We start from the raw sequence: 11,892 nt of genomic DNA, 5'->3' as shown, positions 1-11,892 counted from the left end.
GCAGAAAAGCCGGTGCATATCCTGACGCCGGCTGCGACTGTGCGCCGGATCATCAACATGACGGCGGTGGCTTCGGCAAGCGCGCGTGTGAAAGCGAACGCGCAATAACTGTCGCTGTTCTGCGCTGGTGCTGCGCCGATTTTTGCGGCGCTTGCAGATGCGAAGTACCAACGCCACGGAGGCCTCACTGAGGTGTACTTCGTGGCGTGGACTGCAGGCAAAAAAAGACGGCTGTCCTCGCGGGCAGCCGCCTTTTCTATTTGCATCTAAAGCATTGCGCGCGGGATGATCAGCCTAGGCTCGTCTCCTCGTCTCCCAAGCCGCTGCCTCGGCGCTGGCGCCGTGGATGCCCGCTTGCCGCACGGGCATCTCACCGCCATCACGCAGCGTGCTGTGCCTGACTGCCTTGCTGCGCGCGCCAGCGACCCAGCAATTCCTGCCACTTGACCCGCACACCCTTCAGGTTGTTTTCCTTCACGTGTCCGTAGCCACGGATGCCGTCCGGCAGGTTCGCCAGTTCGACTGCCAACGCGTGCTTCTGCGCGCTCAGGCCGCCGATCACCTCGCGTACCAGCGCCTCATACTCGCCGATCAGCGCCCGCTCGGTGCGACGCTCTTCTGTCTTGCCGAATACATCGAACGCGGTGCCGCGCAGGAACTTGAGTTTCGCGAGCACGCGCATGGCGCTGAGAATCCACGGTCCGTACTTCTTCTTGATCAGATGACCGTGCGTGTCCTTCTTCGAGAAAGCCGGCGGCGCGAGGTGGATATTGACCTTCCAGTCTCCCTCGAAACTTGCCTTCAGCTTTTCCATGAACGCCGGATCGGCGTATAGGCGGGCGACTTCGTACTCGTCCTTGTAGGCCATCAGCTTGTGGAGGTTCTTCGCCACCGCTTCGGTCAACGGCAATTGGCCGTCGCCCGAGTCGAGCGCCGATTCCGCCACTCGCACCTGCGCCACCAGTTCGCGGTAGCGCGCTGCGTAAGCTTCGTTTTGCCACGCGGTCAGATAGTCGGCGCGCTTATCGATCAGCGTGTCGAGTGCCTTCGGCGTATGCAGCGAGATGATCTTGCTGCTGGCGGTTTCCGTCGTTGCGGTGCGGCCCTGCGATTGGGCAATCTTGCGCACAGCAGCGAGGTCGTGTGCGGCGCGGCGGCCCCATTCGAAAGCTGCAAGATTCTTCTCGACCTGCACCGCGTTCAGCTCGATAGCACGCATCAGCGATTCGTACGTCAGCGGCACCCAGCCCTTTTGCCACGCGTAGCCGAGCACGAACGGATTCGTGTAGATCGCATCGCCGAGCAGCGCGACGGCGAAGTGGTTGGCGTCGATCGCATCGACCCCGGCATCGCCGGCGCCGAGACGTACGTCCGATTCCGCATCGGCGCCCGGGAATTGCCAGTTCGGGTTCTTGATGAACGCAGCGGTCGGCGTGTGCGCGCTGTTCAGCACAACGCGCGTGCGGCCCACCTGCATCCGCGAGACGCATTCGTCGCTGGCGGTGACGATCGCGTCGCAGCCGATCACGAGACTGGCTTCGCCCATGGCGATGCGCGTCGCGTGGATGTCGGCGGGTTGCTTTGCGATCTGCACATGGCTCATCACGGCGCCGCCCTTCTGCGCGAGGCCGGTCACGTCCAGTACCGTCACGCCCTTGCTCTCGAGGTGAGCGGCCATGCCGAGCAGCGCGCCGATTGTCACGACACCCGTGCCGCCTACGCCGGTGACGAGCACGCCATACGGACGCTCGATCGACGGTAGTTCAGGCGTGGGCACCGGCGGCATTGCATCAGCGCTCGCACCCGACGACGCCTTAGGCTTCTTCAACTGTCCGCCTTCAACCGAGACGAAGCTCGGGCAGAAGCCGTTCACGCACGAGAAGTCCTTGTTGCAGGTCGACTGGTTGATCTGACGCTTGGTGCCGTACTCGGTATCCATCGGTTCGACCGACAGACAGTTGGACTTCACCGAGCAGTCGCCGCAGCCTTCGCAGACGGCTTCGTTGATCACCACACGGCGCGCCGGATCCGGATACGTGCCGCGTTTGCGACGACGGCGCTTCTCGGTTGCACAGGTCTGGTCGTAGATCAGGATCGAGGTGCCGGAGATCTCGCGTAGCTCGCGCTGCACGTCGTCGAGCTGGTCGCGATGGTGAATCGTGATGCCCGGCGCGAGACCGACGTTCGCGTGGTACTTCTCAGGCTCGTCGGTGACGATCACGATCTTCGTGGCGCCCTCGGCGGCAAGCTGATGCGTGATCTGCGGCACGGTCAGTACGCCGTCGACCGGCTGGCCACCCGTCATCGCAACCGCGTCGTTGTACAGAATCTTGTAGGTGATATTCGCCTTCGACGCGATCGCCGCGCGAATCGCCAGCAGCCCCGAGTGGAAGTAGGTGCCGTCGCCGAGGTTGGCGAACACGTGCTTGTCGTTGGTGAACGGCGCCTGGCCGATCCATGCAGCGCCTTCGCCGCCCATCTGGCTGAACGTGCTGGTGCTGCGGTCCATCCACACTGTCATGTAGTGGCAGCCGATCCCGGCCTTTGCCCGCGAACCTTCCGGCACGTTGGTCGACGTGTTGTGCGGACAGCCGGAGCAGAACCACGGCTTGCGCTCGACTTCGACGCGCGGCCGGGCCAGCGCTTTTTCCTTCGCTTCGATCACGCCGATACGCGTTGCGATGCGTGCGCGTACGTCGGACGGCAGGTCGAATTTTTCCAGACGCGTGGCGATGGCCTTGGCGATGATCGCCGGCGATAGCTCGTAGTGCGCCGGTAGCAGCCAGTTGCCCATCGGCACCGACCATTCGCCGCCGGCACCGTCCTTCTCGTCGAACTTGCCGAACACGCGCGGACGTTGTGCGTCCGGCCAGTTGTACAGCTCTTCCTTGATCGCGTATTCGAGGATCTGGCGCTTTTCCTCAACCACCAGAATTTCTTCCAGACCTTGCGCGAAACTGTGTGCACCTTGCGCTTCGAGCGGCCACACGCAACCTACCTTGTAGAGGCGAATGCCGATGCGCGAACAGGTGTCGTCGTCGAGTCCGAGGTCGGTCAGCGCCTGACGCACGTCGAGATAAGCCTTGCCGGCCGTCATGATGCCGAAGCGCGCCTGCGGCGAATCGATCTCCACGCGGTCCAGCTTGTTGGCGCGCACGTAGGCGAGCGCGGCGTACCACTTGTAATCGAGCAGACGTGCTTCCTGGACCAGCGGCGGATCGGGCCAGCGGATATTCAGGCCACCGTCCGGCATGACGAAATCTTCTGGCAGCACGATTTTCGTGCGGTGCGGATCGATATCCACCGAAGCCGACGATTCGACCACATCGGTCACGCACTTCATTGCGACCCACAGGCCGGAATAGCGGCTCATGGCCCAGCCGTGCAGGCCGAAGTCGAGATATTCCTGCACGTTCGACGGAAACAGCACCGGCAGGCCGCAAGCCTTGAACATGTGCTCGGACTGATGCGCGAGCGTCGAGGACTTGGCGGCATGGTCGTCGCCGGCGAGCACGAGAACGCCGCCATGTTGCGACGAGCCGGCCGAATTGCCGTGCTTCAGCACGTCGCCGGAACGGTCGACGCCGGGGCCTTTGCCGTACCACATCGAGAACACGCCATCGAATTTGGCGTTCGGATACAGGTTGACCTGTTGCGAGCCCCACACGGAAGTGGCGGCGAGGTCTTCATTGACGCCGGGCTGGAACACGACCTGGTGTGCGGCGAGATGCTGTTTCGCCTTCCACAGCGACTGGTCGAGACCGCCAAGCGGAGATCCGCGATAGCCGGAAATGAAACCGGCAGTATTGAGCCCTGCGGCTTTGTCACGTTCCTGCTGCAACATCGGCAGACGCACGAGCGCCTGGATGCCGCTCATGTATGCGCGGCCGCGTTCCAGCGTGTATTTGTCGTCTAGCGTGACGGAATTGAGCGCGGCTTCGAGCGAGGCTCGCTGACCGGCGTCTAGCGGGGCGTTCATTGTCTGTACTCCTCCAACCTGTTTGGGATCGCCAAAACTTGTTGGCCTCGGCATCTTGTGAATGCTTCGGCCGGGGTCGTCATATTGACGTGTTTTAAGTGATGGTAGCACTGGGAGAAACCCGCCGCATGGCATTAAAAATGCTGTGCTGCGGCGCGAATCGATACGCCGCCAATGACGCGGTTGTGACAGTCAAGGGAGATGTTGAATTATTTTCAGGGCATCGTGTAACAAGCTGTAAAAGCTTCAATTTCCCGGAACCCATCTTGAAAACCCAGTCTAACCACCCACCTGTGCACGTGTTCGCGCAACGCTCCGCGGTTGGTGGAGCTTCACGACAAACAGGTAGTTAGAAAAGGAGTACGCATGAACACTAGAAATATCCAGACCTTCCTGATGGTCTCCGCCGCATTCTTTGCGATGAGCGCGCCGGTGCGCTCCAATAGCGCGAGTACGCTCGCGAACGCGGTGGCTTGTACGGCGCGTGTCTCGCCCGCTCGTATTGCCTCCGACCGCGCTACGCCCTCGAGCGAAGCCAACGAGGACGATCAGCTTTCGTGATGTATTGCTGAGGCGATTCGTCGATCCAATTCTTGCCGCGTGAAACTAGGGCGGCTGCTGAGACAACAAAGGGCGGGGATCTTGCGATCCTCGCCCTTTTCTTATGGTGCGTTGGCCTTGGCGTCGGCGTTGGGCTCGGGGTTATGCCCGGGTTATGCCTTGTCCTGCACCACGCCGCGTCGAATCTGATCCAGTTCGATCGATTCGAACAGTGCCTTGAAATTACCTTCGCCGAAACCCTGATTTCCCTTGCGCTGAATGATCTCGAAGAAGATCGGGCCAATCTGGTTCTCGGTAAAGATCTGCAGCAGCAGATCTTCGGGCGCGCCGTCGATCAGGATCTTGCGTTTGCGCAGCTCGTCGAGCGGCTCGCCGTGATTCGGCACGCGACGATCGACCAGTTCGTAGTAAGTGTCGATCGTATCGAGCAGCGCAATCTTCGCGTCGCGCAGTCCGTCGACGGTGCGGTAAATGTTGTCGCTGCCGAGCGCGATGTGCTGGATGCCTTCGCCGTGGTACGCGTCGAGGTATTCCTGGATCTGGCCGGCAGTTTCCGAGCCTTCTTCGTTGATCGGAATGCGGATTTTGCCGCACGGTGAAGTCATTGCCTTCGACTTCACGCCCGTCACCTTGCCTTCGATGTCGAAGTAACGCACTTCGCGGAAGTTGAAGAGGCGCTCGTAGAACTCGGCCCATTCCTGCATGCGGCCGCGGTGGACGTTATGTGTCAGGTGGTCGATGTAGGTGAGGCCATGGCCGACCGGGTTCGGGTCGGCGCCGGGGATCGGCACGAAGTCGACATCGTAGATGCCGATATCGCCGATGCTGTTCGGCTCCGCGCCGTTCTTGCCGCGCCAGCGGTCCACGAAATAGATCAGCGAATCGCCGACGCCCTTGATCGCAGGAATGTTCAGCTCCATCGGGCCGGTCTTGTTATCGAAGCCCCATGCGCCTTTTTCGAGCGCCTGCTTGTACGCCTTGGCGGCGTCCTGCACGCGGAAGGCAATGGCGCAGATCGACGGGCCATGCAGGCGCGTGAAGCGTTGCGCGAACGAATCCGGTTCCCCGTTGACGATGAAGTTGATCTCGCCCTGACGGTACAGCGTCACGTCCTTGTGACGATGCCGCGCGATCGCGGTGAAGCCCATCTGTTCGAACAGCTTGCCCAGTGCCTTGGGATCCGGCGCGGTGTACTCGATGAACTCGAAGCCGTCGGTGCCGACGGGGTTATCCCACGTTTGAACCTGCATGTCTGTCTCCTCATTGCCGTGATGGGGCGCGCGCGGTGCGCAATCGAATGCCGCCCAGTGTAAAGGGCTGCACATGGTAAAAACTTGCGAACTTAATCGTGATTGCATAGGATGGCGCTACTTCATGGCTTAAAAGTAGGACTTGGCGGCAGAAGATGGCTAATATCGAGATGGATGTAATCGACCGGCGAATTCTCACCATCCTCCAGGAGAATGGTCGGCTGTCGAATCAGGAGATTGCGGAGCGGGTGAGCCTGTCGCCCAGTCCGTGTCTGCGGCGCATCCGTCGACTGGAGGAGAGCGGCGTGATTCGCGGCTATGTCGCGTTGCTCGACGCACAGCAGCTAGGTCTCGATTTACTCGCGTATGTGAATGTGCGGTTGGAAAAGCGAAGCGTCCCGACGATCAGCCCGCGCGGCGACGGCACGCCCGTACGGGTGGGCGCGACGCATGCCGATCTGTTCCGTGCCGCGGTGCAGACCTGGCCAGAAGTGGTCGCCTGCCACGCCATGACCGGGGATATGGATTACCTGCTACGTGTGCAGGTGCAGGACATGGCGCATTTTTCGCGCTTCGTGCAAGACCGGCTGCTGCACCATCCGTCAGTGATCGACGTGAAGTCGAGTTTTTCGCTTGAGACGTTCAAGGAGACGACGGCGTTGCCGATTTTGTGAGCGCAGGAGATGGCGACGTGACGTCATGGTGGTCTGCTTTGTGCGATCGCCGATCGCCGATCACCAACTCCGGCGGTGCAATAGCAATAGGGCGGCTTGGCCGCCCTATTGCTTATTCCGTGAACGTGCCGTTCAGGCGATTCAGGCCGCCGCCGCCGCCGGCATGAACGATTCGAAAATCTTCGAAGCCTGACGCGCCTGGCGCTTCAACGCGTAATCGAACACCGCGGCTTGCTCCTGCAGCATTTCGGCGATGATGCTCGACTGGTCGGCCGGCGGCAGCGTCAGATACGCATCGGCTTCGCCGTACGCGTATTCGATCTTCATGCCGGCCTTCTTCGCGATGTGCATCATCGTGGAGTTGCGTGACAGGCAGTGCATATAGAGCATGCTCACGTGCGTGTTGCGGCTGCGAATAGCGGCACGCTCGAACAACTTGCTGCCAATACCTTGGCCACGCGCGCTTTCCAGCACCGACACACCCAACTCGGCGGTGCGCTTGTCGCCCTCAGCGGGCAGATAGGCGAGGTGGCCCACGCCGACCAGTTGCAACTGGTTGTCGAAAACACCGAACACGGTGTCACGGGTGAATTCGATGGACCGCACGTAGTTTTCGATCACGTGGTCCGGCACGGGCTGACCGAAGCGCAGCAGGCGATCGTCTTCGCCCAGTGCGAGAAAGTGCGTCAACAGGCGTTCGCGGTCGATAGCGGTCAACTCCCGCACCAGAGCATGCACGCGACCGGCTGCCTGCGACAGGCGATCGGGTGTGACGATCGGCTCGGCGGCGTGAGTAGTGGGCGTGGTCATGATTGGGGTCCTCCTTTTGATCCAGCGGCATGGTGCACCGCAAGGTCAAATTCTATCGGAAGCGCCATCCCATAACTAGGGAAAACCCGGATATCGATTCGACGCCATGCTCTATTCTGTTGTGAACCTATTTTTATATATATGATTATTAAAAGATACTTATTATGCATATGCCACATCAGCAACTGTGGCTTGCAGGCAACCGTCGTCCTTTGAGGTTGCTGCGGCGCAATATTTCGATGCTAATCCTTGGTCTGCAGCCCATGGTCGACCATGGCGACGACCTGTTCTGCGAACTCGCCATAGCCCATCCGGCCGCCCGGCTTCAGCCAGGTGAAAGTCCAGTTGATCATGCCGAACACCATCATCGTCAACGCCGTCTGGTTGTCGCGGTTGGCGCGCTCCGGATAGGCGCGTGTCAACTGCCGCGCAAATGCGGCGACCACGTCGCGCTGACGATTCAGGATGATCTCGCGTTGCGCATCGACCAGGTATTTGACGTCGTTCAGCAGCGCGACGTGTCGGCTGTGGGAGTTCTCGTATTCGGACAGAAATGCGCGGATCAGTTCGGCGAAGGTTTCGCGCTCGGTCAGCCCGCGTCGCTGGCTCGAGCCTTCCACTTCCGCGATGATCAGCATCAGCCGCCTGGTGTAGCGGTCGAGCAGATCGAACAGGATCGCTTCCTTGCTTTCGTAATAGTGGTAGAGACGCGCCTTCGAAGTGCCGCTCGCGGCGGCCAGGTCGGCCATTGAGGTACTCGGATAGCTCGTCTGCGCGAACTTGGCCGCGGCCAGTTCGAGGATCTGGTCGCGCTGGGTTTCGTGGTCAGGGGCGCGGGTGCGGGCCATGGTCCTTGGGGTCCTTAGCTGGAACAGGTGGAAAGGTCCGCGCGCAATTCCAGTGCGCGCCATGCGGAAGGGTCGCCGCGCAGGCTCACGCGCCCGCTCGCGGCGAGTTCGCGGAAGCGCCAGAACACGAGGCCGTCGCTGACGAGGAAGCCCAGGTCGGCGACCATCAGTTGCGCGGCGATGCGGGCGGCGGGTCGCCAGGCGTCGCTGGCGTGTTCGAGGATGAGCGCGTCCAGTTCGGCGAAGGTGCCGCTCGTGAAGGTGTTGTCGCGCCAGCGGCGGGTCTCGCCGTTCGTCTGCTTGACCTCCTGCCATTCGAGGGCGAGGCGGCTGATGCGGAGCACCGAAATCGGTGCAACGTCCGGGAGCCGCGTCTGGAGGACGTCTGGGGCAAACATCCCGACCGACGTCGCGTGATCCGGCCGGCTATGGGCGAAGGCGCCGGGGTCGGTGAGGTCACGGATCGAGAGGCGGACTTCGTTCAGGCGCTGCGGACTGTTGCGCAGGTGGTAGCAGACCCTTCTCAGGGTCAACTGGTCGGCCGCGCTTTCGCCGTGCCAGACGGCGACCTGCGTGTCAGCGGCCGCAAGCTGCTCCAGCAGTGTTGCCTGTTCGGTGAATTCGCCCAGGAAGTTCCTTGGTGCGCCGTCGTGTGAGGCTCCGTCCGTCACGCGTTGCCAGAACTCGGCGCGCACCTCGGGCGTGTCGTCGGCGCCGCGCAGCGGGCCGACCGCCAGATCGTCGCGCAACGACAGCACGGGATCGTCGCGTCCCGCCTGTTGCAACGCGGTTCGCAGGGAGTCGGCGGCGACGTCGCCGTTAGTCAGGTGGATTGTGCTCATCAACAGCTCGCTGGCAAATCAGTCACAGAAAGGGCCGCTTGGCGAGCGGAACCGGGTCCCGATCGCGAGCGGCCCTTAGTGTAAGCGGATCGCGGGTGAGCTGAAAGCGCTCAGGCGTGCATCGTGGAAGATGAGCGCCCGTAGTGTGGCCTAACGCTCATCGTAGCTGACCACCACCCGGTCGCTCACCGGATGGCACTGGCAGGTCAGCACGAAGCCGTCGCGGATTTCGTGTTCTTCGAGCGTGTAGTTCTTTTCCATCCGTACTTCGCCTTCGAGCACCTTGGCGCGGCAGGTGCAGCACACGCCGCCTTTGCAGGCATATGGCAGCGCGAGGCCGGCCTTCAGGCCGACGTCGAGCACGCTCACGCCCTGGTACGGCAGGCGCAGCTTGCGTTTCTTGCCGTCGAGGACGATTTCCAGGTCCGCCGCCGGCGTGTCTTCGGTGATCTCGACGGGCGGCACGCCCGCCTGCGGCAGCGGCGAGCCGAACCGTTCGACGTGGACCTTCGCGGGCGGCAGGCCCGCGGCTTTCAGCGCGGCCTCGGCGGCGTCCATCATCGGCGCGGGACCGCAGATGAAGGCTTCGTCGATCACCTCGGCCGGCACCAGGTTTTCGATAAAGGCTGCGCACTTCTGCTGGTCGAGCACGCCGTTGAACAACTCCACGTCCTGCAGATCGTCAGACAGCACGTGGTACAGCACGAACCGGTTCATAAAGCGGTTCTTCAGGTCTTCCAGTTCTTCGGCAAACATGATCTGGTCGACGCTGCGGTTGCCGTAGACCAGCGTAAAGGTGCTGCGCGGCTCGAATTCGAGCGTCGTCTTGATGATCGCGAGCACTGGCGTGATGCCCGAGCCGCCGGAAAAGGCTAGGTATTGCTGACCCTGCTGTGCATTCAGGTGCGTGAAAAAGCGGCCGTCGGGCGTCATGACGTCGATCGTGTGACCGGGCTGCAGGGTGTCGAACGCGAAGTTCGAAAAGCGGCCGCCCCGCACGCGCTTGATGCCGATGCGCAGTTCGCCGTCGCGGTCGTAGTCGGTCACGCCGACGCAGATCGAATACGAGCGGCGCGTCTCCTCACCGTCGATGTGCGTCTTCAGCGTAACGAACTGGCCCTGCGTGAAGCGGTACTGCTCGCGCAGTTCGGCAGGGACTTCGAAGGCGACCGAGACCGCGTCGGCCGTTTCGGGCCGGACTTCGCGGATACGCAGGGGATGAAATTGCGGGGTGGCCATATCAGTATGGTTTGAAATAGTCGAAGGGTTCGCGGCAATCGAGACAGCGGTACAGTGCCTTGCAGGCCGTGGAGCCGAATTGCGCGAGACGTTCGGTATGGACCGAGCCGCAACGTGGGCAAGCCGGGGCGGGAACTGCTGTTCTGCGGACGAAGCGGATTACTTTCTCTTGAGACGCTTCGCTCGCGCAATTGCCGGTGGGCGGGGCGATGCCGTAGGCACGCAGCTTTTCGCGGGCGTCAGCCGTCATCCAGTCGGTGGTCCAGGCAGGGGCGAGGACGGTGGCGATGCGGTACGGTGTGAGCTGCGCAGCCCCGAGCGCGTGTGCGATGTCTTCGGCAATTTGCGACATGGCCGGGCAGCCGGAGTACGTCGGGGTGATGACAACTTCGAGCATGCCATCGGCAGTACGTCGGACGTCGCGCAGAATGCCGAGCTCGCGAATCGACACCACCGGAATCTCCGGGTCGGGCACGGCTTCGAGCGCTGCCCATGCGCGCTCTAGCGTTGGGTCCGTGGTTGTGGCGAGTGTCGCGGTCATCGTGTTGTCCCCCCGGGTCTACCAGCTTGCGCCGGGATGCTGCCGCGCAAGGCTCTGCATCTCGGCCAGCACGTAGCCCATGTGTTCCGAGTGCTCGCCATGTTTGCCGGTTGTGACGTGCTTCACCGGTTCAGGTGACGTGAGCGTGGCTTCGTCGAGCGTGGCCCGCACGTCTTCTTCCCAGGCGGCTTGCAGATCGGCGGTCAGTGGGCCGATGCCGGTTGCGGCGATGACTTCCTCAACCGCGTCCACGCTGAAGAACTCGCGCGTGTAGGGCATCAGAAAGTCAAGCGCGTCCTGCGCACGTCGATGCGACTCGTCCGTGCCGTCGCCGAGCCGGACCAGCCACTCGCCGGCGTGATGGACGTGGTAGCGCGTCTCCTTGATCGACTTCGCGGCGATGGCAGCGAGCTGTGCGTCGGTCGACGCGATAAGCTCCGTCCACAGATGCGCCATCAGCGTCGCATACAGGAAGTTGCGCACGATCGTGACCGCGTAGTCCTTGTCCGCATGCGCGGTGCCAGCGAGCGGCCCGTAATGCGGCAACTCGGCGAGCGTGTAGTTGGCGAACTCGCGCTCGGTGCGGAAATAGGCGTAGTCGTCCTCGCCCTTGCTGGCGCCTGTGAGCGTGTGCTCGAGTGTTGAGGCGTGCGTGTACAGCAGCCGGGCCTGGCCGATCAGGTCAAGGCTCATGTTGGCCAACGCGATGTCCTCTTCGAGGATCGGGCCGTGGCCGCACCACTCGGCATTGCGCTGACCGAGGATCAGTGCTGTGTCCGCGAGACGCAGCACGTAGGAGAGATGTTGGGGCGTGATGTCCATGACGCGCTTACATGTGGTTGACTTCATCGGGGAGCGTGTAGAACGTCGGATGGCGGTAAATCTTGTCGCCAGCTGGTTCGAACAGCTCCGCCTTGTCCTGCGGGTCGGACGCGGTGATCGCCGAGGACGGCACCACCCAGATGCTCACGCCTTCCTGGCGGCGGGTGTACACGTCGCGCGCCATGCGCAGCGCCATTGGCGCGTCGGCCGCGTGCAGACTGCCGCAGTGCTTGTGGTCGAGGCCCTGCTTGCTGCGCACGAACACTTCCCAGATCGGCCATTCCTTGTTCATCGAATTGTCCATTCTCGAAATCTCCTGAATCTTT

The 11,892-nt window shown here is 62.2% G+C and carries 11 protein-coding genes; 2 read left to right on the top strand and 9 right to left on the bottom strand.

What is annotated here, in order from left to right; all coding sequences use genetic code 11:
• Positions 1 to 379: 379 nt before the first annotated feature.
• A complete protein-coding gene (locus M0954_RS23850; RefSeq protein WP_297355878.1) occupies positions 380 to 3,979 on the bottom strand; it encodes an indolepyruvate ferredoxin oxidoreductase family protein in 3,600 nt (1,199 codons plus the stop codon).
• A 366-nt stretch (positions 3,980 to 4,345) separates the two neighbouring features.
• Between M0954_RS23850 and M0954_RS23845 the strand changes: the two genes are divergently transcribed.
• A complete protein-coding gene (locus tag M0954_RS23845; protein WP_122152773.1) occupies positions 4,346 to 4,540 on the top strand; it encodes a hypothetical protein in 195 nt (64 codons plus the stop codon).
• Positions 4,541 to 4,692: 152 nt separating this feature from the next.
• Here the strand turns inward: M0954_RS23845 and hppD are convergent, their stop codons facing one another.
• On the bottom strand, positions 4,693 to 5,790 hold the full coding sequence (gene hppD, locus M0954_RS23840) for a 4-hydroxyphenylpyruvate dioxygenase (RefSeq protein WP_123384989.1): 1,098 nt from the start codon (positions 5,788 to 5,790) through the stop codon (positions 4,693 to 4,695).
• Between the two features lie 155 nt (positions 5,791 to 5,945).
• Here hppD and M0954_RS23835 point away from each other — a divergent pair, with 155 nt between their 5' ends.
• Positions 5,946 to 6,464, top strand: a complete 519-nt coding sequence (locus M0954_RS23835) for an Lrp/AsnC family transcriptional regulator (RefSeq protein ID WP_123384988.1) — start codon at positions 5,946 to 5,948, stop codon at positions 6,462 to 6,464.
• A 141-nt stretch (positions 6,465 to 6,605) separates the two neighbouring features.
• Here M0954_RS23835 and M0954_RS23830 read toward each other — a convergent pair whose 3' ends face one another.
• The 7 genes from M0954_RS23830 to paaB all read right to left on the bottom strand — a co-directional run bounded on the left by M0954_RS23830 (position 6,606) and on the right by paaB (position 11,858).
• A complete protein-coding gene (locus M0954_RS23830) occupies positions 6,606 to 7,274 on the bottom strand; it encodes a GNAT family N-acetyltransferase (RefSeq protein ID WP_123384987.1) in 669 nt (222 codons plus the stop codon).
• Positions 7,275 to 7,516: 242 nt separating this feature from the next.
• Entirely contained in the window at positions 7,517 to 8,122 is a 606-nt protein-coding gene (locus M0954_RS23825) for a TetR/AcrR family transcriptional regulator (RefSeq protein ID WP_122152769.1), read from the bottom strand.
• A gap of 14 nt (positions 8,123 to 8,136) precedes the next feature.
• Complete coding sequence (locus tag M0954_RS23820; RefSeq protein WP_297355876.1) at positions 8,137 to 8,964, bottom strand: DUF1835 domain-containing protein; 828 nt, start codon at positions 8,962 to 8,964, stop codon at positions 8,137 to 8,139.
• A 150-nt stretch (positions 8,965 to 9,114) separates the two neighbouring features.
• The gene (gene paaE, locus M0954_RS23815; RefSeq protein ID WP_122152767.1) at positions 9,115 to 10,203 is read right to left on the bottom strand and encodes a 1,2-phenylacetyl-CoA epoxidase subunit PaaE; all 1,089 of its coding nucleotides are present in this window, start codon (positions 10,201 to 10,203) and stop codon (positions 9,115 to 9,117) included.
• 1 nt (position 10,204) lies between these two features.
• Entirely contained in the window at positions 10,205 to 10,744 is a 540-nt protein-coding gene (paaD, locus tag M0954_RS23810) for a 1,2-phenylacetyl-CoA epoxidase subunit PaaD (RefSeq protein ID WP_122152766.1), read from the bottom strand.
• A gap of 18 nt (positions 10,745 to 10,762) precedes the next feature.
• A complete protein-coding gene (gene paaC, locus M0954_RS23805) occupies positions 10,763 to 11,566 on the bottom strand; it encodes a 1,2-phenylacetyl-CoA epoxidase subunit PaaC (RefSeq protein ID WP_297355874.1) in 804 nt (267 codons plus the stop codon).
• 7 nt (positions 11,567 to 11,573) lie between these two features.
• Positions 11,574 to 11,858, bottom strand: a complete 285-nt coding sequence (gene paaB / locus M0954_RS23800) for a 1,2-phenylacetyl-CoA epoxidase subunit PaaB (RefSeq protein WP_074301825.1) — start codon at positions 11,856 to 11,858, stop codon at positions 11,574 to 11,576.
• Between the last annotated feature and the right edge of the window lie 34 nt (positions 11,859 to 11,892).

The organism is Paraburkholderia sp. (assembly GCF_026225065.1).
Lineage (GTDB): Bacteria > Pseudomonadota > Gammaproteobacteria > Burkholderiales > Burkholderiaceae > Paraburkholderia.
The sequence above is the reverse complement of the archived record's forward strand: the minus strand, read 5'-3'. Positions and strand labels throughout refer to the sequence as shown.

What these genes read in the sequence shown, in the direction of transcription:
- M0954_RS23850 (WP_297355878.1), bottom strand. Translation starts at nt 3,979, where the DNA reads ATGAACGCCCCGCTAGACGCCGGTCAGCGAGCCTCGCTCGAAGCCGCG.
- M0954_RS23845 (WP_122152773.1), top strand. Translation starts at nt 4,346, where the DNA reads ATGAACACTAGAAATATCCAGACCTTCCTGATGGTCTCCGCCGCATTC.
- hppD (WP_123384989.1), bottom strand. Translation starts at nt 5,790, where the DNA reads ATGCAGGTTCAAACGTGGGATAACCCCGTCGGCACCGACGGCTTCGAG.
- M0954_RS23835 (WP_123384988.1), top strand. Translation starts at nt 5,946, where the DNA reads ATGGCTAATATCGAGATGGATGTAATCGACCGGCGAATTCTCACCATC.
- M0954_RS23830 (WP_123384987.1), bottom strand. Translation starts at nt 7,274, where the DNA reads ATGACCACGCCCACTACTCACGCCGCCGAGCCGATCGTCACACCCGAT.
- M0954_RS23825 (WP_122152769.1), bottom strand. Translation starts at nt 8,122, where the DNA reads ATGGCCCGCACCCGCGCCCCTGACCACGAAACCCAGCGCGACCAGATC.
- M0954_RS23820 (WP_297355876.1), bottom strand. Translation starts at nt 8,964, where the DNA reads ATGAGCACAATCCACCTGACTAACGGCGACGTCGCCGCCGACTCCCTG.
- paaE (WP_122152767.1), bottom strand. Translation starts at nt 10,203, where the DNA reads ATGGCCACCCCGCAATTTCATCCCCTGCGTATCCGCGAAGTCCGGCCC.
- paaD (WP_122152766.1), bottom strand. Translation starts at nt 10,744, where the DNA reads ATGACCGCGACACTCGCCACAACCACGGACCCAACGCTAGAGCGCGCA.
- paaC (WP_297355874.1), bottom strand. Translation starts at nt 11,566, where the DNA reads ATGGACATCACGCCCCAACATCTCTCCTACGTGCTGCGTCTCGCGGAC.
- paaB (WP_074301825.1), bottom strand. Translation starts at nt 11,858, where the DNA reads ATGAACAAGGAATGGCCGATCTGGGAAGTGTTCGTGCGCAGCAAGCAG.